The sequence below is a fragment of the Streptomyces hazeniae genome (genome assembly GCF_031845485.1).
Classification (GTDB): domain Bacteria; phylum Actinomycetota; class Actinomycetes; order Streptomycetales; family Streptomycetaceae; genus Streptomyces; species Streptomyces hazeniae.
This window is the reverse complement of sequence record NZ_JAVREQ010000009.1, coordinates 148948-174957: the sequence shown is the minus strand read 5'-3', so window position 1 is coordinate 174957 and position 26010 is coordinate 148948. Positions and strand designations below refer to the sequence as shown.

The window sequence follows — 26010 nt, the reverse complement described above, 5'->3', positions numbered from 1 at the left end:
AGGAGCAACAGGAACCATGGCGGTTTCCGTAACCCTTCCGGCGCTCGGTGAGAGCGTCACCGAGGGCACCGTCACCCGGTGGCTGAAAGCCGAGGGTGAGCAGGTCGAGGCCGACGAGCCGTTGCTCGAGGTCTCGACCGACAAGGTCGACACCGAGATCCCCGCTCCCGCCTCCGGCACCCTGTCCTCGATCAAGGTCGCCGAGGACGAGACGGTCGAGGTCGGCGCCGAGCTGGCCCTGATCGACGACGGCAGTGGCGGCGGCGGCGCGGCTCCCGCAGCCGAGCCCGCCCAGCAGGAGGCCCCGGCCCAGCAGTCCGAGCCCCAGCAGGCCGAGCCCCAGCAGGAGCAGGCTCCGCAGCCGGAGCCCGCCCAGGCGGCGGCCCCGTCCGGCGGCGGCGCGGAGGGCACCGACGTGGTGCTCCCGGCACTGGGCGAGTCCGTGACCGAGGGCACCGTCACCCGGTGGCTGAAGGAGGTCGGCGACTCGGTCGAGGCCGACGAGCCGCTGCTGGAGGTGTCCACCGACAAGGTCGACACCGAGATCCCCGCCCCGGCCGCCGGCAAGCTGCTGGAGATCGTGGTCGGCGAGGACGAGACCGCGGAGGTCGGCGCGAAGCTGGCCGTCATCGGTTCCGGTGACGCCGCTCCCGCCGCCGAGACCCCGGCCCAGCCGGCCCCGCAGCAGCAGGAGGAGGCGCCGCAGCAGGGGGCACCGAAGCAGGAGGCGCCCCAGCCCGAGCCCGCCCCGGCTCCGCAGCCCGAGCCCGCACGGCAGCAGGCCCCCGCCGCCGTGCCGGCGCAGCCCGCCGCCCCGGCCCAGCCCGCCCCGGCCGCCGGCGCCGAGGCCGACGGCGCCTACGTCACGCCGCTGGTCCGCAAGCTGGCTGCCGAGCACGGTGTGGACCTGGCGCAGGTCAAGGGCACCGGCGTGGGCGGACGCATCCGCAAGCAGGACGTCGTCGCCGCTGCCGAGGCCGCGAAGCAGCAGGCTCCGGCCGCCGCCTCGCCCTCCGCCGCGCCGGCTTCGCCGAAGCTGGAGGCGTCGCCGCTGCGCGGCCAGACCGTCAAGATGCCGCGGATCCGCAAGGTGATCGCGGAGAACATGATGAAGGCGCTGCACAGCCAGGCGCAGCTCTCCACCGTGGTCGAGGTCGACGTCACCCGCATCATGAGGCTGCGGTCGCGGGCGAAGGAGTCCTTCCAGGCCCGCGAGGGCGTCAAGCTGTCCCCGATGCCGTTCTTCGTGCAGGCCGCCGCCGAGGCGCTGAAGGCCCACCCGGCCGTCAACGCCAAGATCAACGACGACGGCACCATCACCTACCACGACGTCGAGAACATCGGCATCGCGGTGGACTCGGAGAAGGGCCTGATGGTCCCGGTCATCAAGGAGGCCGGGAACCTCAACCTCGCGGGCATCGCCCGCAAGACGGCCGAGCTGGCGGGCAAGGTCCGCCAGGGCGGTCTCGGTCCGGACGACATGTCCGGCGGCACGTTCACGATCAGCAACACCGGTTCGCGCGGTGCGCTGTTCGACACGGTGATCGTGAACTACCCGCAGGTCGCGATGCTGGGCATCGGCGCCACCGTGCGTCGCCCGATGGTCGTGAACCACCCGGACCTGGGCGAGACCATCGCCGTCCGGGACATGGTCTACCTGACCCTGTCCTACGACCACCAGCTGGTCGACGGCGCGGACGCCGCCCGCTACCTCTCGGACGTGAAGGCCCGCCTGGAGGCCGGCGAGTTCGAGGGCGAGCTGGGTCTGTAACCCTCCGCACCATGCGACGGCGCCCCTGCCCGGAGAGTGATCCGGGCGGGGGCGTCGCCGTATGGTCGTGACCAACGATCCGACCTCAGGAGCAGCCTCATGACCCCGCCCGTCGTCCATTCGCTGCGCGAGCAGATCCGCGAGCACATCGTGGAGGGGATCGTCAGCGGCCGGTGGAAGCCCGGGGAGCGGATCGTGGAGCGGCGCATCGCGGTGGAGCTGGAGGTCAGCCAGACGCCCGTGCGGGAGGCGCTGCGGGAGCTGGAGGCGCTGCGGCTGATCGAGTCCGCGCCGAACAAGGGCGTACGGGTACGGGAGCTGTCCGCGGCCGACCTGGAGGAGATCTACCCGGTGCGCGCGGGTCTGGAGCAGATGGCCGCGGAACTGGCCGCGCCACGGCTCGCCGACGACGTCTCGCGACTGGAGCCGCACGTCGCGGCGCTGTACGGGGCGGACCGGGCCGGGGACGGCGAGGCGCAGGTCAGGCATACCGTGGGCTTCCACCGCGAGCTGGTGCGGGCGTCCGGCAACAGCGTGCTGCTGCACACCTGGGAGGGTCTGGGCATCGAGGTGTGGACCGCCCTGTCGATCCGCTGGCTCGGCACGGTGCAGCAGAGCTACGCGGAGGAGCACGAGGCGGTGCTGGAGGCCTTCCGGCGGCGGGACCCGCGCATCGGCGAGCTGGTCAAGGACCATGTTCTCGGCTGCGCGCCGCGCGCCTGACGGCGCGCGCAACCCGGCCCGTCGGTACCCTGCCCGGCAGCGGTGCCGCGGCCTGCGAACCCGAGGGTAGAACCGGGCAGTAACCCCGGAAAGCAAGGCGGCACGCCGTGCCGACTTCAGGGGCACAGGGTGCCAATTTCCCTCGGGGCCTTTGATCGATCATCGATCGGCACGTAGAGTCACTCCGCTGGGGCGATCCCCTGTCCTGCCTGCCCATCGGGGACGAACCCTTCCCGCAGCACAACCCCACAGCACGACGCATCTGTCCGTCCGCGAGAGGTGAGGTGGCCACCATGCCCGACGCCGTATCCCATCAGCCGAGCGAGCTCGACCAGCTCCCGGACCGCGACCCGCAGGAGACCGCCGAGTGGCGGGAGTCCCTGGACGCCGTCTCCGAGCAGGCGGGCGCGCACCGGGCGTCGTACCTGATGCGCCGCACCCTCGAGCACGCCGAGCACAGCGGCCTGGCCCTGCCGAAGCTGCTCGAGACGGACTACGTCAACAGCATCCCCACCGCTGCCGAACCCGAGATCCCCGGTGACCGCGCGCTGGAGGCCCGCATCACCGCGTGGAACCGCTGGAACGCCGCCGCCATGGTCACCCGCGGCAGCCGTTACGGCCTGGGCGGTCACATCGCCACCTTCGCCTCCGCCGCCTGGCTCTACGAGACCGGGTTCCAGCACTTCTTCCGCGGCAAGGAGGACCGGGAGACCGGCGGCTCCGGCGACCAGCTCTTCATCCAGGGCCACGCCTCCCCCGGCATCTACGCCCGCGCCTTCCTCGACGGCCGCCTCTCCGAGCAGCAGCTCGACAACTTCCGCCAGGAGGTCGGCGGCAACGGCCTCCCCTCGTACCCGCACCCGCGGCGCAGTCCCGAACTGTGGGAGTTCCCCACCGTCTCGATGGGCCTCGGCCCGCTCGCCGCGATCTACCAGGCCCGCTTCAACCGCTACCTGGCCGGCCGCGGCATCAAGGACACCGCCGGTTCGCACGTGTGGGCCTTCCTCGGCGACGGCGAGATGGACGAGCCGGAGTCGACCGCCGCACTCGCCCTCGCGGGCCGCGAGCAGCTCGACAACCTCACCTTCGTCATCAACTGCAACCTGCAGCGCCTGGACGGCCCGGTCCGCGCGAACTTCAAGATCGTGCAGGAGCTGGAGGCACAGTTCCGCGCCGCCGGCTGGAACGTCGTGAAGTCGCTGTGGGGCTCCGCCTGGGACGAGCTGTTCCAGCTCGACACCACCGGCGCGCTGGTGCGCCGGCTCCGTGAGGTGCCGGACGCGCAGTTCCAGACGTACGCCACCCGCGACGCCGCCTACATCCGCGAGCACTTCTTCGGCGCCGAGCCGGCCCTCGTGGAACTGGGCAGGCTGCTCACCGACGACAAGATCATCGAGTGCTTCCGCACCTCCCGCGCCGGCCACGAGCCGCGCAAGGTGTACGCCGCCTACCGCGCGGCGCTGGCCCACAAGGGCGCGCCGACCGTCGTGCTCGCGCAGACCGTCAAGGGCTGGACGCTGGGCCCGGGCTTCGAGTCGCGCAACGCCAACCACCAGATGAAGAAGCTCACCGGCAAGGAGTTCCGCGCCATGCGGGACCTGCTGGAACTGCCCATCCCGGACAGCCGGCTCGACGAGGACCTGGTCCCCTACGTGCACCCCGGCGCCGACTCGCCCGAGGTGAGGTACCTCCAGGAGCGCCGCGCCGAACTGGGCGGCCCCGCCCCGGCCCGCAAGGTGCACCCGGCGGCGCTGCCGGAGCCCGCCGCCAAGCCCTTCGACACCCTCTTCAAGGGTTCGGGCTCCCAGGAGATCGCCACCACCATGGCGTTCGTGCGGCTGGTGAAGGACCTGATGCGGGAGAAGGAGACCGGCAGGCGCTGGGTGCCGATCGTCCCGGACGAGGCCCGCACCTTCGGCATGGAGTCGCTCTTCCCGTCCGCCGGCATCTACTCGCCGCTGGGCCAGACCTACGACGCGGTCGACCGTGACCAGCTCCTGTACTACAAGGAGGCGAAGGACGGTCAGATCCTGAACGAGGGCATCACCGAGGCCGGTTCGATGGCGGACTTCACCGCCGCGGCCACCGCCTACGCCACGCACGGCGAGCCGATGATTCCGTTCTACATCTTCTACTCCATGTTCGGCTGGCAGCGGACCGCCGACCAGATGTGGGCGCTCGCCGACCAGCTCGGCCGCGGCTTCCTCATCGGCGCCACCGCCGGCCGTACGACGATGACCGGCGAGGGCCTCCAGCACGCGGACGGGCAGTCGCCGCTGATCGCCTCGACCAACCCGGCGGCGCTCACCTACGACCCGGCGTTCGCCTACGAGGTCGGCGTCATCGTCCGGGACGGTCTGCGCCGCATGTACGGCCCGGACGCCGAGGACGTCTTCTACTACCTCACCGTCTACAACGAGCCGAAGGTGCAGCCCGCGATGCCGGAGGGCGTCGAGGAGGGCATCGTCAAGGGCCTGTACCGCTTCAACCAGGGCACCGCGCCCGCCGACGACGCGCCGCGCATCCAGCTGCTCGCCTCCGGCACCGCGATCCACTGGATCCTGCAGGCGCAGCAGCTGCTGGCCGAGGAGTGGGGCGTGACCGCGGACGTGTGGTCCGCGCCGTCCTGGAGCGAGCTGCGGCGGGACGCCCTGGAGTGCGACGCGGCGGCGCTGCGCGGCGAGGACCGCGTGCCGTACGTGACGCGCGTGCTGGAGGGAGCGCCGGGCCCGGTGCTGGCGGTCAGCGACTGGATGCGGGCCGTCCCGGACCAGATCAGCCAGTGGGTGGAGCAGGACTGGTGCTCGCTGGGCACGGACGGCTTCGGCCTGTCCGACACCCGCGAGGCCACCCGCCGCCACTTCGGCGTGGACGCCGAGTCGGTGGTCGTCGCGGCGCTGTCCCGGCTGGCCCGCCGCGGCGAGGTCAAGCAGGAGACCGTGCGGCAGGCGGCGGAGAAGTACGGCCTGGCCTGATCCGCCCCCGCCCGGTCACGGCGCGTGCGGCCCCCCTCAGGGGCGGCCGCACGCGCCGTGCGGCGTTCCGCGCACGTGCCGGGTGGGCGCCGTGTCTGTGCCGGCGTCAGACGGCCTGGTCGGTCGTGGGCTCGTCGTCGTCGGGCGGGTCCGGGAAGCCGCGGAGCTTGAGGATCGCGGCGGCCATCCCGCCCCAGATGACCACGATGAAGACGATCATCATGATGATGGCACTTGTGGACATCAGTGCCTCCTCCCTTCGGGCAGGTCGGCCGTCCCGCCCGGTCCCCCGGGCCCGGTGGGCGGCAGTTCCTCGTCGGAGCGCCACGGCACGAGCGAGATCAGGATGCCGACGACCAGGGCACCGAGAGCGACACTCCAGCCGTACCTCAGCAGGAAGCCGGTGGTGTAGTCGCCGTAGTTGGTGTCGAACTCGGCGAGCAGGCTGTCGATCATCATCCAGCCCAGCACCAGCGGCGTGACCACGCCCAGACAGGCCACCCACCACCAGCCCAGCCGCACCGCGGAGGTGGCGTTGACGCTCTGCTGCAGCTGCGGCAGCCGGCGCAGCCACCAGGCCACGAAGACGACGAAGACCAGACCGGCCAGCACGATGCCGTACTGGTTGATGAAGTGGTCGGCGGCGTCCAGCAGGTACAGGCCGTTGTCGTTGGAGAACAGCAGCAGCGAGATGATGCCGATCGCGCCGGTCACCGTGACCACGGCGACCGCACGGCCGACCCGCAGCCGGTCCTGCACGGACGCCACCACGACCTGCACGATGCTGATCAGCGAGGTGAAGCCGGCGAAGACCAGGGACCCGAAGAACAGCACACCGAAGAGCCACCCGGCGGGCATGGTGGAGATGACCGCCGGGAAGGCCACGAAGGCCAGGCCGAGGCCGTCCGTGGCCACCTCGCCCACCCCGACTCCGGACTCGGCGGCCAGGAATCCCAGGGTGGCGAAGACGCCGATGCCGGCCAGGATCTCGAAGGCGCTGTTGGAGAACCCGGCGACGAGCGCCGATCCGCTGAGGTCCGAACGGCGCCCCAGGTAGGAGGAGTAGGTGACCATGATGCCGAAGCCGATGGACAGCGAGAAGAAGATCTGCCCGTAGGCCGCGACCCAGACGCTGCCGTCGCCCAGCGCCGACCAGTCCGGGGTGAAGAAGGCGTCCAGGCCGGTCCCCGCGCCGTCCAGGGTGAGCGCGCGGACGACCAGGACCACGAAGAACAGCGCCAGCATCGGGAGGAAGACGAGGTTGGCCTTCTCGATGCCCTTGCGCACGCCCAGGTACAGGACGAACAGCACGACCAGCCACACCGCCAGCAGCGGCCAGAACACGCCGCCCACGAAGGCGTCGCTCACGTCGCCGGGGGTCTCGGCGGTCTTCAGGAAGTCGCCGAAGAGGAACGCCTCGGGGTCCTCGCCCCAGTCCTGCCCGAAGGAGAATCCGACGTAGCGGATGGCCCAGGCCAGGATGACGGCGTAGTAGGTCGCGATGACGAAGCAGATCGCCACCTGCCACCAGCCGATGAACTGCCCCGGCTTGCCCAGGGCCCGGAACGCGGCGGGCGGCGACTTCCGGTACTTCCGGCCGACGCTGTACTCCAGGATCAGCAGCGGCAGACCGGCGGTGAGCAGAGCCGCGAGATAGGGCAGGAGAAACGCGCCGCCGCCGTTCTCGTACGCGACGGCGGGAAACCGCCAGATGTTGCCGAGCCCGACGGCCGAGCCGATCGCCGCGAAGAGGAACCCGGTGCGGGAACCCCAGCGCTCGCGGGGCTGGTGCTGCGGGCGGGAATGCTCAGCCATGACGCCGTCCTTCGTCGCTCAGGCCGTGCCCGTCCGGTCGTCCGCGGGAAAGAACCAGGTCAGAGGTTCTCTTCGCGCGTCCCGGACAGTCCTTGCGGCCCATGGTGCTCCCGTCCCCGGCGAAGCGCCATCCGGCCGTGGCAGACGGGTTCGGCGGGGCGGTCGGGCGGAGGCCCGCCCCGCCGCGGCGGAAGGCGTCGGCGTGTCCCGGGCATTCCGCGTGCGTCGGGGCCCACCAGGCTGGATGCTGGTGCCGTGATGGACGAGACGGAGTTCTGGGAGCACGTCGACGCCGCCCGCGAGGCCGCCGAGGGAGACCCCGACGAGCAGGCCGACGTCCTGGTCGACCGGCTCACGCAGCTCGACCCGGACGCCGTGACGTACTTCGCCCGGCACTTCGAGGTCCGCTACCGCCGCGCCTACCAGTGGGACCTGTGGGCGGCGGCCTGGATTCTGCTGGACGGGGTCAGCGACGACGCCTTCGACGCCTTCCGCTGCTGGCTCATCGGGCAGGGCCGGCACCTCTTCGAGGTCGCCGCCCACGACGCGGACGCGCTGGCCGAGCTGCTGGAGGACTTCGACGAGGAGCTGGACGGCGAGGCCGAGGACCTGGGCTTCGCGGCGGACGAGGCGTACGAGCAGCTCACGGGCGGCGAACTGCCGGACCTCGGCCTCCCGGACCGGCCCTCCGATCCGGAGGGCGCCCCGCTCGACCTGGAGGACGACGCGGCGCTGGCCGAACGCCTTCCCCGTCTGTGGGAACGATTCCGCACCTGAGCGGCCCCGCGCCGGTGGCGCCTGGTGCAGCCTGCTGCCGTCCCCGGCACGGCACCGGTCAGCCGGCCAGCGACCGGCCCATCAGCACGTCGTCCACGTACGCGCCGTCCAGCCAGAACTCCTCCGGCAGCACGCCCTCGACCCGGAAGCCGGCCGACTCGTACAGCGCCCGGGCGGGCACGTTCGGCCCCAGCACGCGGAGGGTGAGGCGCCGCGCGCCCCGCCCCCGGGCCAGCGCGCACACCCCCTCCAGCAGGGCGCGCGCGACGCCGATGCCGCGCGCCCGCTCGTCCACCGCGAGACCGTGGATCTGGCGGACGTGCGCGTTGCACTCCAGCTCGGTGGGGCGTCCCAGCCGGACGTAGCCGACGAGGCCGCGACCCGTCAGATCGGCGACGAGGTGGTCCTCGGGGCCGGTGGTGGCGAAGAAGGAGGGGTACGGCGGCTCGGGTCGCGGCGTGACCGCGTGCAGCGGGGACCAGGTCCGTCGGTCGAGGGCGCCGAGCGGACCCTCGTCGGCGTCGGAGGCGGCCCGGATGGTGAACTGGGAGGGCATACGCGTCACTCTCGTCCTCGTTCGCCGCCCACGTCCACAGGATTACGTCATGCGCCTCGCAGTGACCGGTTCGAACGGCCTCATCGGCTCCGCCCTCGTCTCCTCCCTCCGCAGGGACGGCCACGAGGTGGTGCGCGTGGTGCGGCACCCTCCGCGCGCGGCGGACGAGGTGGCGTGGGACCCGAAGGGCGGCACCGTGGACACCGCCGGCCTGGCGGGCTGCGGGGCGGTGGTCCACCTCGCGGGCGCCGGCGTCGGCGAACGCCGGTGGACCGAGGCGTACAAGAAGGAGCTGCGGGACAGCCGGGTGCTGGGCACCGCCACGCTGGCCGAAGCCCTCGCGGGCATGGCGGAGCCGCCCGCGACCTTCCTCGTCGGCACGGCCATCGGCTGGTACGGCGACACCGGGACGCGTGCGGTGGACGAGTCTGCGGCACCCGGCTCCGGCTTCATGGCCGACCTGTGCCGCGACTGGGAGGCCGCCGCGGCACCCGCCGAACAGGCGGGCGTCCGCACCGTGTTCGCGCGGACCGGACTGGTGGTGGCCCGTCAGGGCGGTGCCTGGGGGCGGCTGTTCCCGATCTTCCGGGCGGGTATCGGCGGCCGCCTCGGCGACGGGCGGCAGTACTGGAGCCACATCGCGCTGCACGACCACGTCGCGGCGCTGCGCCACCTGCTCGACACCCCGGAGCTGGACGGACCGGTGAACCTCACCGCACCGGAACCCGTCACCAACCGCGAGGTGACGGCGGCGATGGCGCGGGTGCTGCGGCGGCCCGCGCTGTTCCCGGTGCCCGAGGCCGTACTGCGGCTGGTCCTCGGCGAGTTCGCCGGCGACGTGGTCGGCTCGCAGCGTGTGCGGCCCCGGCGGCTGCTGGAGTCCGGGTTCCGCTTCGCCTTCCCGACGGTGGAGGACGCGGTGCGGGCCGCGCTGGACCGCACCGCCTGACCACCTTTCGGTTCCGGCGGGCGGGCTGACGGCCTGACCGCTCCCGCGCGCCGGTCGTGTCCCCGGGCGTGCGCCGTCGTGCGCCCGTGCCACCCCGTGCACTACTGACGGCGAGTCCGCGTGTGCATAGAGTCGACTCCCTCGGGTATTCCCGGCTCTGCCTGCGGGCATGAGCCAGACGGAACGTCCAACGCTCCGACGGGAAAAGGCCCTTGCTGTCGCTCGACGACCTTGGGGAGGGCACGTGCCGATCAACAGCGCACTCGCACGCCGCACGCACGCGGAGGAGACCGACGTCGTCGTCGTGGGCGCCGGGCCGGCCGGCCTGGCAGCGGCGCTGCACCTGGCCGGTGCGGGGCTGCGGGTCGTGGTTCTGGAGGCCGAGGACCGCATCGGCGGCCGGATGCGCACCGACGAGGTGGACGGCCATCTGCTGGACCGCGCACCGGGGTTGCTCTGCCCCGGCTGGCCCGAGGCCGAACTGCCCGGCCTGGGCCTGGGATCGGCGCTCGCGCTGCGTCCCTTCGCGCCCGGCGCCGTGCTGCGGACCGGAAACCGGGCCCTGCGCGTCGCAGACGTCCGCCCGCACGCCGGACGGCCGGGGCGGGGCGGCCACCCGCACGGCGGCCGGGTGGGCCGCGGCGCGCTGCGCTCCGCCCGCGCGCTGACCCGTACGGCGGTGAGCGACGCCGTGGAGGTCTCGCGGCTCCGGGCCGCCCTGGGCAGGCTGGCCGCGCTGCCCGAAGAACGCCTGCACGCCCGGCCCGAGGTGTCCGCGTCGAAGGCGCTCGCCGGGCGCGGCCTGTCCGGCCGTACGGTCGACGCCCTGATACGCCCGCTGCTCTCCGCGCTGCTGTCCGATCCGGCACTGACCACGTCCAGCCGGGTCGCCGACCTGGCGCTGCGCGGCTTCGCCCGCGCCGGGCTGTGCGTACCGGCCGGCGGTGCCGGCGCGCTGCCGGGCGTCCTGGCCGCCGCACTGCCCCGGGGCTCCGTACGGACCGGGGTGCGCGCCACCTCGGTCTGCGCGAGCGCGGTGGACACGGCCGGGCACGGCAGCATCGGCTGCCGCGCCGTGGTCATCGCGGCCGGTGCGCACCGGGCGGCGCAGCTGCTGCCCGGCCTGCGCGTCCCGCCGCACCACCCGGTGACGGTGCTGCACCACCTCGCGGACGGCCCGCTGCCGCACGGGGACGCGCTGCTGGTCGACGCCGAGCGCCGCGGCCCGGTCTCGCACAGCTGGGTGGCGTCGGCGGTCGACCCGTCCCGGACGCCGGGCGACGGACGGCCGCTGGTGACGTCCGTGGTGCTCGGCGAGGCGGCCGGGGAACCGGCGGCCACGCTGGAGAAGGCGGTGCGGGCGCACGCGGGCGTGCTGCACGGAGTGCCGTCGGACGGCTGGGAGGCGATGGCCGTCCGTCACGACCCGCGCGCCGTGCCGGCGATGCCCGCCCCGCACGACATCCGGCGGGCCGTGCGCGTGCTGTGCGGCCTGTACGTGTGCGGCGACCACCGTGAGGTGTCGGGCCCGCAGGGGGCCCTCGCCTCGGCCCGGCGGGCGGCAGCCGAGGTGCTGCGCGATCTCGGTCTGCGATCCGCCGCGGAGGGCGGCCCGGGCGTACGCGCGGCGGCCTGAGCACATCTGGCCGCCGAAAGCCCCTCCCGACGGGCCGTCAGATGTGCTCTGGCCAGGGCCTTTTGTCAGTGGGCGGCGGTATTCTGGAGACAGAATCGCGAGGGCTCACCCACGTCCTGGGAGGTCGCTGATGACCGTCGTCCGCAAGGTGCCGCTGCCCGCCGGGCAGCCCCGAGAGTGGTACGTCACGCACAACCGCCGGCTGAAGGCGATGCGGCTGGCGATCGCGTTGCTCGACTCCGGCGTCTACACGCCGGACCGGGCGACGGACCGCCGTATCTGCGGCCTGGCCGAGCGGATAGGCGTCCACCGTCCGTCCCGCACGACCTGCCGCGCCGTCCGCGACCTGCTCCCGGCGTCGGCTCGCCGGTAGCCCCTCCCGGGGCCGGGGGCGGGGGCTCGGAGCGCCCCGCCCCCGGCCGTTCAGCCCAGGGCTGCGACGCGCTCGCGGTAGACGCGCACCGGCCCCGCGTCGCGGTACGGCTCGAGACGGCGTTCGAAGTCACGCACGTACTCGAACGCCCGCGCCGACCGCATCTCCGCGGCCTGGTGCGCCGCCTCCGCGGCGAGCGCACACGCCTGCTCGACCTCGCCCAGCCCGAGCCGCGCGGTCGCCAGCACCACCCGGCAGAACAACCGGCTGCGCGCATAGCCCGCGCCGCGCAGCCGCAGCGCGCGCTCCGCGTGCTGTGCCGCCGCGCGGTACTGCTGGAGGTCCCGGTGGCAGTGCCCGAACTCGTCCGCGAGCTGCGCCTCGTCGAAGAAGCGCGCCCAGGGCGGCACCTCCTCCCCCTGCCGTACGGCCTCCAGCGACCGTTCGGCCCGCGCCAGCGAAGCGGTGCAGGCCCGCACCTCACCGAGCACGCCGTGGCCGCGCGCCTCGGCGGCGTGCAGCAGCGCCTGGACCGCGGACGGCGCCGCCGCACCCACCCCCTGCTGCGCCACCCGCGCGAGCTGCACCGCCTCCCGGCCGTGCCCGAGGTAGACGGCCTGGCGGCTCATCGTCACCAGTACGTAGGCGCCGTACGCCCGGTCGCCCGCCGCCTGCGAGAGCCGCAACGCCTGCACGAAGTAGCGCTGAGCGAGGCCGTGCGCCGCGACGTCGTACGAGGTCCAGCCGGCGAGCCGGGTGAGGTCGGCGACCGCGCCGAAGAGTCGGCGCCCGGTCTGCTCGCCGTAGACGCCGCGCAGCAGCGGCTCCGCCTCGTGTTCGAGGTACCGCACCAGGCCCTGGCGGGCGTGGCCGCCGCCGTAGGCGTGGTCGAGGGCGCGGAAGAGGTCGCAGACCGAGCGCAGCGCGGCGACGTCGCCTCCGGTCACGCGACGCCCCGGACCGCGTTCGGTGAGCTGCGCCGGCTCGGTGACGGCGGCCCGCCCGGCGGCGGTACCGGATGCGGTACCCGGGCCGCCGGGGACACCCATCGGGTCCGCCGCCCCGGAGGGGCGCGGTACCCGCACCCCTCCCGCCGCGAGCCCGGCTCCCGGTGACGCCGCGACCGCGCCCGGCCGGAGCACCGGGCTCGCGCCGCGCGCCTGCTGCGGCACCCGCGCGGAAGCAGCCGACGGCACCGCCGGCCCTTCGCCACCGCCACCGCCTCCGCCACCACGTGCGACGCGCTCGTCGGACCGCCCGATCAGCCAGTCCCGGCTGGGCACCACCAGACCGGCCGGTGTGAACGCGATCTTCCGCAGGTCGGCCTGTGCACCGGTGTCCTTGCGCCAGAGCCCGCTGACGATGTCCACCGCCTCGGCGGGCGTCGCGGCGAACTCCAGACCCGCGTACACCGGAGCGCACGCGTCCAACCCGAGGTCCTGCGCGGACAGGCGCCGGCCCAGCCGGCGGGTGAAGACCTCCGCGATCAGGGCGGGGGTGGTGCCGCGCGGCTGCTGCCCGCGCAGCCAGCGGGTCACGGACGTCTTGTCGTAGCGCAGGTCGAGACCGTGTTCGAGGCCGAGCTGGTCCACCCGGCGGGCGAGGCCCGCGTGGGAGAACCCGGCTTCCGCGATGAGCGCGGCGAGGCGTCGGTTGGGCGTGCGCTGCTGGGGGGAACCCCCAGGTCGTTCCGTCGTCATCGGCTGTACGGTCTCCTGACTCACGGCTTGCGCGCAGACGCCGGGGCGCCCTGCTGGAACGGCGCGAATGTAACGGCCACAGCGCCCGCACCGGCCCTGACCGCCGCGTATTCATCCGTACGTGTGAGTAGGCGGTCGCCTCCGGGTCCGCACGGGGCCCGCCGTAGAGTGGCTGGGGTGTGCATCGAGCGCACCGGGGCGCGTGCCCGCGCCCGAGACGCACGCAGAGGAGACGGCCGTGAGCGAGCTGCGCTTCGTCCACCTGGGCTTCGGCGCCGACGCCGTGGAGTACACCGCGGCGTGGCAGGAGCAGCGCCGGGTGCACGCGGCACGGTTCGCGGACGAGTCCCCGGACACCTGTCTGCTGCTGGAGCACCAGGCCGTCTACACCGCCGGCCGCCGCACCGAGGACAGCGAACGCCCGCTGGACGGCACCCCGGTGGTGGACGTGGACCGCGGCGGGAAGATCACCTGGCACGGCCCCGGCCAGCTCGTCGGATACCCGATCCTGAAGCTGCCGCGCCCGGTCGACGTCGTGGCGCACGTGCGGCGGCTCGAGGAGGCGCTGATCCGGGCCGCCGCCGAGTTCGGCCTGGAGACGACCCGGATCGAGGGGCGCAGCGGCGTGTGGGTCCTCGGCGACCCGGTCGACGAGCGGCGCAGCCGAGATGCAGCGCAGGGTGAGGGTCCGGACCGACGAACGAGGAAGGGGCACTCGGCCGGAGCGGAATCGAGGCGGAGCGCGACCAGAGGTCACGAGCGGCAGGCGCTGGGCGGCCTGGCGCTGGACTTCGACCCGCGGCTGACGGACGAGGAGTTCGACCCGCGGCTGAGCGGCCCGGAGTACGCCCCGTCCAACGCGGGGCAGCGCCGGGAGGACCGGAAACTGGCCGCCATCGGCATCCGGGTCGCCAAGGGCGTGACCATGCACGGCTTCGCGCTGAACTGTGATCCCGACAACACCGAGTTCGACCGGATCGTGCCGTGCGGCATCCGTGACGCGGGCGTCACCTCGCTCTCGGACGAGCTGGGCAGGAATGTTCCGGTCGCGGAAGTGCTTCCCGTAGTGGAGAAGCACCTCCGTGCGGTGCTGGAGGAGGCACTTCCCCTCCCCCGCGCCGTCTGACCCGCACAACGGCAGGCGTACTCTGGTACGCACCGAGGAATCGAAAGTACGTAGGGAGCCGGACGTGTCCGCTGTCGCACCCGACGGTCGCAAGATGCTCCGCTTGGAGGTCCGCAACAGCCAGACCCCCATCGAGCGCAAGCCCGAGTGGATCAAGACCCGGGCGAAGATGGGCCCCGAGTACAACGCCCTGCAGAAGCTCGTGAAGGACGAGGGTCTGCACACCGTCTGCCAGGAAGCGGGCTGCCCCAACATCTTCGAGTGCTGGGAGGACCGCGAGGCCACCTTCCTCATCGGCGGCGAGCAGTGCACCCGGCGCTGCGACTTCTGCCAGATCGACACCGGGAAGCCCGCCGAGCTGGACCGCGACGAGCCCCGGCGCGTGGCGGAGTCCGTCCAGCAGATGGAGCTGCGCTACGCCACCATCACCGGTGTGGCCCGCGACGACCTCGAGGACGGCGGCGCCTGGCTGTACGCGGAGACCGTCCGCCAGATCCACGCGGCGATGCCGGACACCGGCGTCGAGCTGCTGATCCCGGACTTCAACGCGGTGCCCGAACAGCTCGCCGAGGTCTTCTCCTCGCGCCCCGAGGTCCTCGCCCACAACGTCGAGACGGTGCCGCGCATCTTCAAGCGCATCCGCCCCGCCTTCCGCTACGAGCGGTCGCTCGAGGTCATCACCCGGGCCCGCGAGGACGGCCTGGTCACCAAGTCGAACCTGATCCTCGGCATGGGCGAGACGCGCGAAGAGGTCTCCCAGGCGCTGCGCGACCTGCACGGGGCCGGCTGCGAGCTGATCACCATCACGCAGTACCTCCGCCCGTCGCCCCGGCACCACCCGGTCGAGCGCTGGGTCAAGCCGGAGGAGTTCGTGGAGCTCCAGCAGGAGGCGGACGAGATCGGCTTCGCCGGCGTCATGTCCGGTCCACTGGTCCGCTCCTCCTACCGCGCCGGGCGCCTGTACCGGCAGGCCATGGACGCCCGAGCGGCGAAGGCCGCCTGACCGCCCGACGACGGGTCGGCGCGGGGCACGCCGCCCCGCCCCCTCCGGCGTGCGCACGGGGACGACCGCCCCGGTACGCGGGGCCCGGCGCGGCGGGCGGCAGTGTGAGTTCGGCCGCACTTCGCCCCAGCGCCGCCGGGTCCCTTTGACCTGATCGACATGCGCTGGTAACACCCGTGAGTGACGATGTACTCACACCCCGCGTCCGGCGCTTCGCCGTGCGGCGCGGGCCCCGGCTCTTTTCTTCAATCTCCGGAGGAAGCATGCGTACCGCCCTGCGCACGTTGGAGGGTCTGCTGCTGGACGGCGGTGGCCGCACCGCGCGCCGTAACGCCTGGCAGGCGGTCCTGGAGGACCGCTCCCGGGCGCGCGCCAGGGCGGAGGCCGAGCGGCTGCTGACCGCGATGCCCACCCCGGGCACGGCGCTCCGCCCCGTGGCCGCTCCGCGCCCTGCGATCGCCGCCGCCCCGCAGGCTGTTTCGCAGGCCGGGGCAGGCGCTCTCCAGCACGGCTAGACCCGGCCGCGCGCGCCACGGCGCGGGGCCCGGCGGGGCGTACACCCGGCCGGGGCGGAAGCGCTCCGGCGCGCCACGTAAACTGCGCCCTATGGCGAGGCAGGACACTTCCGAGAACCCGGGCCGGTTCAAGCAGATCGGCCTGACGTACAAGATGACCCGGCGCGTGGACCGGAAGATCGGCTGGATTCTGGCCGGCATCGGTCTCGGCACGCTCGGTGTCCTGCTCGGGATCGGCTTCCTCATCGGCCACCCGGTCTACCTGGGCATTCTCGGCGTGCTGCTCGCCTTCCTCGCCACGGCGATCGTCTTCGGGCGGCGTGCGGAGCGGGCGGCGTTCGGGCAGATGGAGGGCCAGCCGGGTGCCGCCGCCGCGGTCCTCGACAACATCGGCCGCGGCTGGAACGTCACCCCTGCCGTGGCGATGAACCGGAACCAGGACGTGGTGCACCGGGCCGTCGGCAAGCCCGGCATCGTGCTCGTCGCCGAGGGCAACCCCAACCGGCTGCGGGGACTGCTCGCGGCGGAGAAGCGGAAGATGAGCCGGGTCGTCGCGGAGGTTCCCGTGCACGACCTGGTGGTCGGCAACGACGAGGGCCAGGTGCCGCTGAAGAAGTTGCGCACCACCATGCTGAAGCTGCCCCGCGTGATGCAGGGCTCGCAGATCACCGCGACCAACGACCGGCTGCGTGCGCTCGGCGACCTGATGAGCAACATGCCCATGCCCAAGGGCCCCATGCCGAAGGGCATGCGGCTGCCGAAGGGCCCGAACGGCGGCCGGCGCTGACGACCGGCACCCCGACGAACGGCTGAGGGGCCGGTGCGGTGCACCGGCCCCTCTCGCATGTCTCCGCCGGCCGGCGGACCGGTCAGATGCGGACCTGCACCGCGCCGGAGAGCTGGTCGTGCAGGCCGCGGCCGTCGCGGTCCCAGATCAGCGCGGGGATCGCGAGGCCGAGCAGGACCGTGCGGACCAGCACCCGCCACGTCGCCAGGCGGCCCAGCCCGTCCACCGCGACCACGCGCAGGCCGAGGATGCGCTTGCCCGGGGTGAAGCCGACCGTGCCCACCGTGAGCAGGACCATCACCAGGAAGACGGGCAGCGCCCACCGGTTCGCGGTCTGCAGCGCGCCGCCCGAGAGGAGCCCGTAGGAGATGAGCACGGCCAGCGCCCAGTCGATGAAGATGGCGCCCAGCCGCCGCCCGAACGACGCCACCGACCGGGGGCCGTCCTGCGGCAGGCCGAGCCGTTCACCGCGGTAGCCGAAGTCCGCGCCCATGCCCTCGGCCGCGCTGCGCGGGCCGGAGAGCCACGATCCGATTGCTTCCCTGTTGTCCACGGCTCCACGGTATCGCGGGCGAAATCGTCCACGACCGCCCGGTTGGCGAGGTTTCCGGGCCGCAGGGTGGTTAACATCGGCGAAACAAATGGGTCATGCCCGAGAAATGGCGTCTCCCTATGGTCGGGGATCAGCGTGCCCCCGCACCGGCCCGCGCTCTCACGGCAGCAAAGCCCGTCCCCGCACGACGGGACTAGGAGGAGTCGAATGTTCCAGAACGCCGACGAAGCCCAGAAGTTCATCGCGGACGAGGACGTGAAGTTCGTCGACGTACGGTTCTGCGACCTGCCCGGCATCATGCAGCACTTCACGGTACCGGCCAAGTCGTTCGACCCGGCCGAGCACCTGATGTTCGACGGCTCCTCGATCCGCGGCTTCCAGGCCATCCACGAGTCCGACATGGCCCTGGTCCCGGACCTCTCGACCGCCCGCGTGGACCCGTTCCGCCGCGACAAGACGCTCAACGTCAACTTCTTCATCCACGACCCGATCACCGGCGAGCAGTACAGCCGCGACCCGCGGAACGTGGCGAAGAAGGCCGAGGCGTACCTCGCCTCCTCCGGCATCGCCGACACCGCCTTCTTCGGGCCCGAGGCCGAGTTCTACGTCTTCGACGACGTGCGCTTCGAGACCAAGGCCAACGCCGGCTACTACCACATCGACTCCGAGGCGGGCGCCTGGAACACCGGCGCCATCGAGGACGGCGGCAACCGCGGCTACAAGGTCCGCTACAAGGGCGGCTACTTCCCCGCCCCGCCGGTCGACCACTTCGCCGACCTGCGCGCCGAGATCTCCCTGGAGCTGGACAAGGCCGGCCTCCAGGTCGAGCGCCAGCACCACGAGGTCGGCACCGCCGGCCAGGCCGAGATCAACTACAAGTTCAACACGTTGCTGGCCGCCGCCGACGACCTGATGCTCTTCAAGTACATCGTGAAGAACGTCGCCTGGCGCAACGGCAAGACCGCCACCTTCATGCCGAAGCCGATCTTCGGCGACAACGGCTCGGGCATGCACGTCCACCAGTCGCTGTGGCAGGGCGGCGAGCCCCTGTTCTACGACGAGCAGGGCTACGCGGGCCTCTCCGACACCGCCCGCTACTACATCGGCGGCATCCTTAAGCACGCCCCGTCGCTGCTGGCCTTCACCAACCCGACGGTGAACTCCTACCACCGCCTGGTGCCCGGCTTCGAGGCCCCGGTGAACCTGGTCTACTCGCAGCGGAACCGCTCCGCTGCCATGCGCATCCCGATCACCGGCGCCAACCCCAAGGCCAAGCGCGTCGAGTTCCGCGCCCCGGACCCGTCCTCCAACCCCTACCTGGCCTTCTCCGCGCTGATGATGGCCGGCCTGGACGGCATCAAGAACAAGATCGAGCCGGCCGAGCCGATCGACAAGGACCTCTACGAGCTGGCCCCCGAGGAGCACGCCGGCGTCCCGCAGGTCCCGACCTCCCTCCCGGCCGTCCTCGACGCCCTGGAGGCCGACAACGAGTACCTCCAGGCGGGCGGCGTCTTCACCGGCGACCTGATCGAGACCTGGATCGACTACAAGCGCACCAACGAGATCGCCCCCATGCAGCTCCGCCCCCACCCGCACGAGTTCGAGCTGTACTTCGACATCTAGAAACCGTGCAGGTCAGAGGACTGATTCGCTGACCTGGGGCGCAAACGGGCCGTGAGCTGGTCTTCCCTTCTCGGAAGGCGACTCACGGCTCGTTTCGGTATGCGGCTGTCAGGCTGCGTCAAGGGCTCGCTCCGCTCGCCGCGCGGCCCCTCGCCGGGCCAGCGCGAAGGCGAGCCGGGGCGGGGAGTGCATCATGGCTGGGGCGTTCCGCTTCGCGGCTCAAGCAGCCGCTTCGAGGCGAGCCTCCACGTGCATGGCCCCACTTCGGGCTGTGCGGGCAGGCTGGGAGCTGCCCGAGTCGCGGCGAGCTTGCAGGGCCATGATCTCTCGCCCCGAGCAGCTCCAGCCCAAAGCAGCTACGCCGACCTCGGTTTGGTGACCTCGGCCAAGCCCGCCAGGACGAGCAACCGGATCGCTTCCGCTCGCGAGCATCCCCGGTGGGCTGCGTAGGCATCCACGCTGGGAAGCAGCTCACCAAGGCGGACTTGGACGCGTCCGCCGATCTCCGGCCTGCCGGGTCCGCGTTCGTCCTCGGCGTCGGGTAGGTAGTCCCGGGATGCGGTCCTCGTGGCGGTTCTGGGTGAGCCAGGCGATGGCTTCCGCGTCGCTGGGGAAGCGGTACCGGGGCGTGGGGGTGGGCAGGGGAAGGCGGACGATGGGCCGGGGCCGCCGTGGGGTCGCACGAGGGTGGCCAGGGATGACAGACGCCGACGGCCGCCGACAGCCAACCCGCAGATCAGACGGTCAGCCACTGTCGTGCGTACAAGCCAGGAAAGGTGCCGGACTCGTTGACCTGCACCGGCGGTTTCGTAGCAGCGCCGCGCTCCCTCGATCCGCGCTGCTGCACCCGGTCGTGCTGCCGGAGCCCCGCCGCCGATCACGGAGGCACCTGGCAGAGTCGCAGAGAGTAGGCGCAGCGGCGGCGGCTAGCGCCCCGCACCCTGGCGCGCGTACCAAATCCTTCCCATCCCATGTCGATCTGGGTAGGATTTGATACATGTCCAAGGTCACCGACCGCCTCATGCAACGTCTGGCGGGCTTGCCTCCGACCTTCACCTCTCGCCAGGCCCGCGCCACGGGGCTCCCCCCACGAGACCTGGCCACCTTGGCCTCGGCGGATGAAATCGAGGAGATCTCCCGAGGCGTCTACCGTCGGGCCGATGCGGCACCGACAGCCCATGTCGACGTCCTCGCAGTCTGCACCCGGGCGCCGCACGCGGTCGTATGCGGGGAGTCCGCACTGGCACTGCACGAACTGATCGACGACATCCCGTACGAGGTGCACATCGCGGTACCGCGGGGCACACACCGCCCGGCGATCGCCCACCCCGCGACCCGGACCTCTCAACTTGCCGCGGATACCTTCGGCTACGCGATCGACCGATTCGAAGCCGCTCCGGGCGAGACCATCCCCGTCTACAGCCGCGCACGATCCGTCGTGGATGCCATGCGCCTCGGCGGGGCCGCAGGCAGACCCCTCGCACTCAGCGCCCTCAACCGCTACCTGCGCCGGTACGGACAGGGCGGCGTCGCCGACCTTCAGGAAGCCGCTCAGACGCTCGGCGCCCTGTCCACCGTCCGCCCAGCCATCGAAGCGGTGCTCGCCTGATGCCCAATCCCACCCGCGACACGACTGCCGGGCGCATCTACAACGACCTGCGCAACCTCGCCCGCCGCACCGGGCACCCGAGCGACCAGCTGATGCTCGAATACGTCCTGGAGCGCTTCCTGTTCCGGTTGAGCAATCACCCCGAGGGCGGCCGGCACTTCGTGCTCAAGGGCGGCCTGCTGCTAGCCCAGTTCGGCGCCCGTCGCATGACCCGCGACATCGACATCCTCGGTCGTTCGTTCTCCGGTGACGAAGCCGAGATCACCCGCCGCATCGCAGCCATCGCCGCCACAGAGGCCGACGACGGGGTCGTCTTCGACCCCGCGAGCCTGTCCACCGTGGACATCCGCCAGGACGACGAATACCACGGACTCCGCCTGACGATGGCCGCGAGTCTCAGCCGGGCGCGACTCAAGCTCCAACTCGACGTCAGTTTCGGCGATCCGGTGACTCCCGAGCCAAAGCTGATCGATTACCCACAGGCTCTGGAAGGAAGGCACTTCCCACTCTACGGCTACCCGATCGCGACCGTCATCGCAGAGAAGCTTTCCACCGCCGTCGCTCTCGGAGATCTCAACACCCGGGACCGCGACTACGCTGACCTCTACCAGCTGATCACCCGGCACCGTCTCGACGGCACCGAACTCACCGATGCCCTCAGCGCGACCGCCGAACATCGAGCCATCCAGCTACGCCCACTCAGCCGCGCCATCACCGACCTGCCGACGCGTCGTCAGGCTCCTTACACCGCCTGGCTGCGTCGCCAGGGCCCCTCAGCCGAGAACCATCCCGAAACCCTCACCGAGGTGGTCGCCCTCGTGGCCGACTTCGCCGACCCGCTCCTCACGGGCACCGCCACGCAACGAACCTGGGAACCGCAAGCGAAGGCCTGGACCTGAAGCCCCGATCCCGGATGCCGGCGCGCTGCTGCACAGGAACTCCGAGTACGGGCCCAGACTCGACAATCGCGAGAGAGGGAGGGCGCGCGCGCCACGGCCCGTTCCGGTAGTGGGCCTCGCTGCGCGTCGAGGGCCGCCCCTCGTCGTCGCACGGTGCCACGGGCTAGGGTCGCCCTCGTTCCCGTCCCACGATCCGTCCCTGTCGAGGTGAGCGCCCCGCATGAAGGAAGAAGTGAGGTTCCCGAGCGTCGTCGGTCCCGAGCTGGCCGGGGTGATCGACGTGCCGGAGGGGGAGATCCGGGGCTGGGGGCTGTTCGTGCACGGATTCACCCTCGGCAAGGACTCGCCGGCCGCCTCGCGCGTGTGCAGGCAGCTGGCCCGCGAGGGCGTCGGCATGCTGCGCTACGACAATCTCGGGATCGGGGATTCCGACGGTGACTGGGGGGACGGTTCCTTCACCGTCAAGGTGCGGGACACCGTCCGGGCCGCGGCCTTCATGGCGGAGCGGGGGACTCCGGTGGACCTGCTGGTGGGGCACTCCTGGGGAGGCGCGGCCGCGATCGCCGCCGCGCTCGAGACGCCCGGCCTCCGGGCGCTGGCCACGATCGCCGCGCCCGTCGATCCCAGCGACGTCGAGCGGCACTACGACTCGGTGCTGGACCGCGTCCTCGAGGACGGGGCGCACGAGTGGTTCGTCGGCGGCAGGACCCTGGTCCTCAAGCGCGCCTTCGTCGAGGACGTCCGCCGGGCGCACCTGCGCGACCGGATCGGCGAGGTGGACCTGCCGCTCCTCGTCGCCCATTCGCCCACCGACTCCACGGTCGACATCGCGAACGCCGCGGAGATCTTCCAGGAGGCGCGGCATCCGCGAAGCTTCATCTCCCTCGAAGGGGCGGACCATCTGCTGACCGCGCGGGGGCAGGCGCAGCGGGCCGCCCACATCATCTGCGCCTGGGCCGACCAGTACCTCGACGAGCCGCGGGCCGGAGAGGCGGCTCCGCGGACGGCGGAGGGCCCGGACGCCTCTTAGCCTCGGGCCTCGTCCCGGCGGCGGACCATTTCGGTGATCCAGGTGGGGGCGAAGGGGGAGGTGCAGCCGGGGGAGGTCGGGTAGTCCTTGAGGACCTCGAGGCGTTCGCCGATGTCGAGGGCGCGGGCGCGGTGCTCGGGATGCTCGATGCCGATCTGTGCCAGGCAGTGGTTCATCGCCCACTGCAGGCGGTCCGGGGCGTCCTTCATCGACGCCTCGACGGTGTCCAGGAGACCGGGCAGGTCGAGGCCCTCGGGCTGCTTCGCGACGCGTTCGGTGGTCAGCGCCCAGCCGGCGCTCGCGACCACGGGGTCCGGGTCGGCGAACCAGGCCACGCGGAGTTCCTCCGCGTGGGGGCTCTTCTTCACCACGTAGTTCACGAGCCAGTCGTGCACCTTCGGCGTGCGCGCCTCGTGCAGCATGCCGTCGAGTTCGTCGCGTCCGAACGCCTTCGGGCGGCAGATCAGGAGCGCCAGCAGTCGCGCCGCGGTGTCGCCCGTGCGCCACAGTTCGCGGGCGAGTTCCTGCTGCGTCCTCAGCCGCTTGGCGAGCGCGCGCAGCGTGCTCAGTTTCACGCCGTGGTCGTCGCCGTGCTTCTCGTTCACCGCGCGTACCTTCGGGTCCTCGAGTCCGGCCAGCTCGGCCCTCACCTCGTCCACCGTCGAGCACGTGCGTGTGTCGTCAGCCATCCCGGCCTCCCGCCTCCCACATGCCGCTCAGCGTACGACGGCCGCCCCCGCACGGAGAACGCTGGTACACGATCTCCTGGATTCAGGAAATCGTGTACCGTCACGGGCATGCTGACTGTTGCTTCCGAGGTCGAGGTGCTGACGCGGTTCGGGCGGGCGCTGGCGGATCCGATCCGGTGCCGGGTGCTGCTGGCACTGCGGGAGGGTCCGGCGTACCCGGCGGACCTCGCCGACGCGCTCGGCGTCTCCCGGACCAGGCTGTCGAACCATCTGGCGTGCCTGCGCGACTGCGGCCTGGTCGTGTCCGCTCCCGACGGGCGCCGCACACGCTACGAGCTCGCCGACGCACGACTCGGCCACGCGCTGGACGACCTGCGCGCGGCGGTGGTCGCCGTGGCCGGCGACCGCAGCTGTCCGGACGCCGACGCGGAGGGCTGCTGCTGATGGCCGCGCGGACGTCTCCCCTGTCGCTCGGTCCCTCCCCGGCCCGCCGTGAGGCGCTGGCCCGGCGGGTGCGGCTGCTGGTGGCCGCGACCATCGCCTACAACGTGGTCGAGGCGGTCGTCGCACTGACCGCCGGCGCGCTGGCGTCGTCCACGGCGTTGATCGGGTTCGGTCTGGACTCGGTCATCGAGGTCTCCTCCGCCGCCGCGGTCGCCTGGCAGTTCTCCGCCCGCGACCACGCCGCGCGGGAGGCCCGCGAGCGGACCACGCTGCGGATCATCGCCGTGTCGTTCTGCGCGCTCGCCGCGTACGTGGGGATCGACGCCGTACGGGCCCTCGGCGGCGACGGCGAGCCGGAGCACTCGGTCCCGGGCATCGTCATCGCCGCGCTCTCGCTGGCGGTCATGCCGTTCCTGTCCGCCGCCCAGCGCCGCGCCGGACGCGAACTGGGCTCGGCCAGCGCGGTCGCGGACTCCCGGCAGACCCTGCTGTGCACCTATCTCTCCGCCGTGCTGCTGGTGGGGCTGGTCCTGCACGCGGCCGTCGGCTGGTCCTGGGCCGACCCGATCGCCGCACTCGTCATCGCGGCGATCGCGGTCAAGGAGGGCCGCGACGCCTGGCAGGGCAAGGGCTGCTGCGCACCCACCGCCCACGTAGGGACGAGCCCGGACACCGCCGACGAGGAGTCGCCCGGATGCGGGTGCGCACCCGGCTGCGCCTGCTGCGCGGAGGCGGGCGCGGCGCGCTGAACCGCCGGGCGGCGGGTGCCTCGCCCCCGGGACGCCCGGGCCGCTGCCCGACCGCTTCCCCAGGACTGGGCCGGTCAGGGTGGGGCGGTCGGGTGATCGACTAGGGATGTGTTTAGCATATGAGCACCGCCTAGCTCGAAAGATAAGAACTGTGACTGTCAACGAGGACGCGTTCACCAACTGGAAGAACCGCGAGGAGATCGCGGAGTCGATGATCCCGATCATCGGCACGTTGCACCGGGAGCGGGACGTGACCGTCCTCCTCCACAGCCGCTCGCTGGTGAACAAGTCGGTGGTGAGCATCCTCAAGACTCACCGGTTCGCCCGGCAGATCGCCGGAGAGGAGCTCTCGGTCACCGAGACGCTGCCCTTCCTGAAGACGCTGACCGCGCTCGACCTGGGCCCGTCCCAGATCGACATCGGCATGCTCGCCGCGACCTACAGGGCAGACGACCGCGGGCTGTCCGTGGAGGAGTTCACCGCCGACGCCGTGGCCGGCGCCATGGGCGAGCACAAGATCGACCGCCGCGAGCCGCGGGACGTCGTGCTGTACGGTTTCGGCCGCATCGGCCGGCTCCTCGCCCGCCTGCTGATCGAGAAGGCCGGTTCCGGCAACGGCCTGCGGCTGCGCGCCATCGTGGTGCGCAAGGGCAAGGGCCAGGACCTGGTGAAGCGTGCCTCGCTGCTGCGGCGCGACTCCATCCACGGCGCCTTCCAGGGCACGATCACCGTCGACGAGGCGAACAGCAGGATCATCGCCAACGGCAACGAGATCAAGGTCATCTACTCCGACGACCCGACGACGGTCGACTACACGGCGTACGGCATCAAGGACGCCATCCTCATCGACAACACCGGCCGCTGGCGCGACCGCGAGGGCCTGGCGAAGCACCTGCGTCCCGGCGTCGACAAGGTCGTCCTGACCGCCCCGGGCAAGGGCGACGTGCCGAACGTCGTGCACGGCGTCAACCACGACACGATCAAGCCGGACGAGCGGATCATCTCCTGCGCGTCCTGCACCACGAACGCGATCGTGCCGCCGCTGAAGGCCATGGCGGACGAGTACGGCGTGCTGCGCGGCCATGTGGAGACCGTCCACTCCTTCACCAACGACCAGAACCTGCTGGACAACTACCACGGCTCGGACCGCCGCGGGCGTTCGGCCGCGCTCAACATGGTGATCACCGAGACGGGTGCCGCCTCGGCTGTCTCGAAGGCGCTGCCGGACCTGAAGGCGAAGATCACCGGCAGCTCGGTGCGGGTGCCGGTGCCGGACGTGTCGATCGCCATCCTCAACCTCCAGCTCGCCCGCGAGGCGGAGCGCGAGGAGGTCCTCGACTACCTCCGCAACGTCTCGCTGACCTCGCCGCTCAAGCGCCAGATCGACTTCATCAGCGCCCCCGACGCCGTCTCCAGCGACTTCATCGGCTCGCGTCACGCCTCGATCGTCGACGCCGGCGCCACCAAGGTCGACGGCGACAACGCGATCCTCTACCTCTGGTACGACAACGAGTTCGGCTACTCCTGCCAGGTCGTCCGGATCGTGCAGCACGTCTCGGGCGCCGAGTACCCGACCTTCCCGGCCCCGGTGGCCTGATCCATCCGCTTCCACCCTCTCCGGCGTCGCGCCGGTGACCCGCAGGCCGTGCCCCCGCACTCCGGGGCACGGCCTGCGGGCGTGCGGCGGCCCGGCGGACAGCCCGCGGCC

General features: G+C 72.2%; 24 protein-coding genes. 18 read left to right on the top strand and 6 right to left on the bottom strand.

Annotated features, from left to right (window positions below; genetic code table 11):
• Positions 1–16 precede the first annotated feature (16 nt).
• The 3 genes from sucB (at position 17) to aceE (ending at position 5469) form a co-directional block, all read left to right on the top strand.
• Positions 17–1771, top strand: coding sequence for a 2-oxoglutarate dehydrogenase, E2 component, dihydrolipoamide succinyltransferase (sucB, locus tag RM572_RS12810; RefSeq protein ID WP_311673436.1), 1755 nt, complete (start codon positions 17–19; stop codon positions 1769–1771).
• A 99-nt stretch (positions 1772–1870) separates the two neighbouring features.
• Positions 1871–2494 (top strand): GntR family transcriptional regulator, encoded by a 624-nt coding sequence (locus RM572_RS12805; RefSeq protein WP_027763077.1) that lies wholly within the window; start codon positions 1871–1873, stop codon positions 2492–2494.
• A gap of 293 nt (positions 2495–2787) precedes the next feature.
• Positions 2788–5469: a pyruvate dehydrogenase (acetyl-transferring), homodimeric type gene (gene aceE / locus RM572_RS12800; protein WP_311673434.1), complete on the top strand. Its 2682-nt coding sequence runs from the start codon at positions 2788–2790 to the stop codon at positions 5467–5469.
• Between the two features lie 106 nt (positions 5470–5575).
• On the opposite strand, the gene RM572_RS12795 is transcribed toward aceE, so the two are convergent.
• Both RM572_RS12795 and RM572_RS12790 read right to left on the bottom strand, forming a co-directional pair.
• Positions 5576–5713 (bottom strand): methionine/alanine import family NSS transporter small subunit, encoded by a 138-nt coding sequence (locus tag RM572_RS12795; RefSeq protein ID WP_136184503.1) that lies wholly within the window; start codon positions 5711–5713, stop codon positions 5576–5578.
• A complete protein-coding gene (locus RM572_RS12790; protein ID WP_311673433.1) occupies positions 5713–7284 on the bottom strand; it encodes a sodium-dependent transporter in 1572 nt (523 codons plus the stop codon). The genes RM572_RS12795 and RM572_RS12790 overlap by 1 nt, the downstream gene beginning before the upstream one ends.
• A gap of 258 nt (positions 7285–7542) precedes the next feature.
• On the opposite strand from RM572_RS12790, the gene RM572_RS12785 reads away from it, so the two are divergent.
• Positions 7543–8061 (top strand): DUF4240 domain-containing protein, encoded by a 519-nt coding sequence (locus tag RM572_RS12785; protein WP_311673461.1) that lies wholly within the window; start codon positions 7543–7545, stop codon positions 8059–8061.
• 58 nt (positions 8062–8119) lie between these two features.
• On the opposite strand, the gene RM572_RS12780 is transcribed toward RM572_RS12785, so the two are convergent.
• On the bottom strand, positions 8120–8617 hold the full coding sequence (locus RM572_RS12780) for a GNAT family N-acetyltransferase (protein ID WP_311673431.1): 498 nt from the start codon (positions 8615–8617) through the stop codon (positions 8120–8122).
• A 49-nt stretch (positions 8618–8666) separates the two neighbouring features.
• On the opposite strand from RM572_RS12780, the gene RM572_RS12775 reads away from it, so the two are divergent.
• From RM572_RS12775 to RM572_RS12765, 3 genes are all read left to right on the top strand, one after another.
• Entirely contained in the window at positions 8667–9566 is a 900-nt protein-coding gene (locus RM572_RS12775) for a TIGR01777 family oxidoreductase (protein ID WP_311673430.1), read from the top strand.
• 244 nt (positions 9567–9810) lie between these two features.
• Positions 9811–11202: an FAD-dependent oxidoreductase gene (locus tag RM572_RS12770; RefSeq protein ID WP_311673429.1), complete on the top strand. Its 1392-nt coding sequence runs from the start codon at positions 9811–9813 to the stop codon at positions 11200–11202.
• Between the two features lie 130 nt (positions 11203–11332).
• Positions 11333–11575, top strand: coding sequence for a hypothetical protein (locus tag RM572_RS12765; protein ID WP_311673428.1), 243 nt, complete (start codon positions 11333–11335; stop codon positions 11573–11575).
• 50 nt (positions 11576–11625) lie between these two features.
• Here RM572_RS12765 and RM572_RS12760 read toward each other — a convergent pair whose 3' ends face one another.
• Entirely contained in the window at positions 11626–13275 is a 1650-nt protein-coding gene (locus RM572_RS12760) for a regulator (RefSeq protein ID WP_311673427.1), read from the bottom strand.
• Positions 13276–13513: 238 nt separating this feature from the next.
• Between RM572_RS12760 and lipB the strand changes: the two genes are divergently transcribed.
• From lipB to RM572_RS12740, 4 genes are all read left to right on the top strand, one after another.
• The gene (gene lipB, locus RM572_RS12755; RefSeq protein WP_311673426.1) at positions 13514–14401 is read left to right on the top strand and encodes a lipoyl(octanoyl) transferase LipB; all 888 of its coding nucleotides are present in this window, start codon (positions 13514–13516) and stop codon (positions 14399–14401) included.
• 64 nt (positions 14402–14465) lie between these two features.
• The gene (gene lipA / locus RM572_RS12750) at positions 14466–15404 is read left to right on the top strand and encodes a lipoyl synthase (RefSeq protein ID WP_311673425.1); all 939 of its coding nucleotides are present in this window, start codon (positions 14466–14468) and stop codon (positions 15402–15404) included.
• A gap of 263 nt (positions 15405–15667) precedes the next feature.
• Positions 15668–15919 (top strand): hypothetical protein, encoded by a 252-nt coding sequence (locus tag RM572_RS12745; protein ID WP_311673464.1) that lies wholly within the window; start codon positions 15668–15670, stop codon positions 15917–15919.
• A 91-nt stretch (positions 15920–16010) separates the two neighbouring features.
• A complete protein-coding gene (locus RM572_RS12740; protein WP_027763068.1) occupies positions 16011–16706 on the top strand; it encodes a DUF4191 domain-containing protein in 696 nt (231 codons plus the stop codon).
• An 82-nt stretch (positions 16707–16788) separates the two neighbouring features.
• Here the strand turns inward: RM572_RS12740 and RM572_RS12735 are convergent, their stop codons facing one another.
• Complete coding sequence (locus RM572_RS12735; protein WP_078528649.1) at positions 16789–17259, bottom strand: RDD family protein; 471 nt, start codon at positions 17257–17259, stop codon at positions 16789–16791.
• A 207-nt stretch (positions 17260–17466) separates the two neighbouring features.
• On the opposite strand from RM572_RS12735, the gene glnA reads away from it, so the two are divergent.
• The 4 genes from glnA (at position 17467) to RM572_RS12715 (ending at position 22420) form a co-directional block, all read left to right on the top strand.
• Positions 17467–18882, top strand: a complete 1416-nt coding sequence (glnA, locus tag RM572_RS12730) for a type I glutamate--ammonia ligase (protein ID WP_027763066.1) — start codon at positions 17467–17469, stop codon at positions 18880–18882.
• Between the two features lie 997 nt (positions 18883–19879).
• Entirely contained in the window at positions 19880–20491 is a 612-nt protein-coding gene (locus RM572_RS12725) for a type IV toxin-antitoxin system AbiEi family antitoxin domain-containing protein (RefSeq protein WP_311673423.1), read from the top strand.
• A complete protein-coding gene (locus RM572_RS12720) occupies positions 20491–21390 on the top strand; it encodes a nucleotidyl transferase AbiEii/AbiGii toxin family protein (RefSeq protein WP_311673422.1) in 900 nt (299 codons plus the stop codon). The genes RM572_RS12725 and RM572_RS12720 overlap by 1 nt, the downstream gene beginning before the upstream one ends.
• Before the next feature lie 220 nt (positions 21391–21610).
• Positions 21611–22420 carry an alpha/beta hydrolase family protein gene (locus RM572_RS12715; protein WP_311673421.1) on the top strand — a complete coding sequence of 270 codons (810 nt, stop codon included), beginning with the start codon at positions 21611–21613 and terminating at the stop codon, positions 22418–22420.
• Here the strand turns inward: RM572_RS12715 and RM572_RS12710 are convergent.
• Positions 22417–23109 carry a DNA alkylation repair protein gene (locus RM572_RS12710; RefSeq protein WP_311673420.1) on the bottom strand — a complete coding sequence of 231 codons (693 nt, stop codon included), beginning with the start codon at positions 23107–23109 and terminating at the stop codon, positions 22417–22419. The two genes, RM572_RS12715 and RM572_RS12710, sit on opposite strands and share 4 nt — an antisense overlap.
• Before the next feature lie 108 nt (positions 23110–23217).
• Between RM572_RS12710 and RM572_RS12705 the strand changes: the two genes are divergently transcribed.
• From RM572_RS12705 to RM572_RS12695, 3 genes are all read left to right on the top strand, one after another.
• Positions 23218–23553 carry an ArsR/SmtB family transcription factor gene (locus tag RM572_RS12705; RefSeq protein ID WP_311673419.1) on the top strand — a complete coding sequence of 112 codons (336 nt, stop codon included), beginning with the start codon at positions 23218–23220 and terminating at the stop codon, positions 23551–23553.
• Entirely contained in the window at positions 23553–24302 is a 750-nt protein-coding gene (locus RM572_RS12700; RefSeq protein WP_311673418.1) for a cation transporter, read from the top strand. Before RM572_RS12705 ends, RM572_RS12700 begins: the two co-directional genes overlap by 1 nt.
• A gap of 151 nt (positions 24303–24453) precedes the next feature.
• Entirely contained in the window at positions 24454–25899 is a 1446-nt protein-coding gene (locus tag RM572_RS12695) for a glyceraldehyde-3-phosphate dehydrogenase (protein WP_311673417.1), read from the top strand.
• Positions 25900–26010 lie beyond the last annotated feature (111 nt).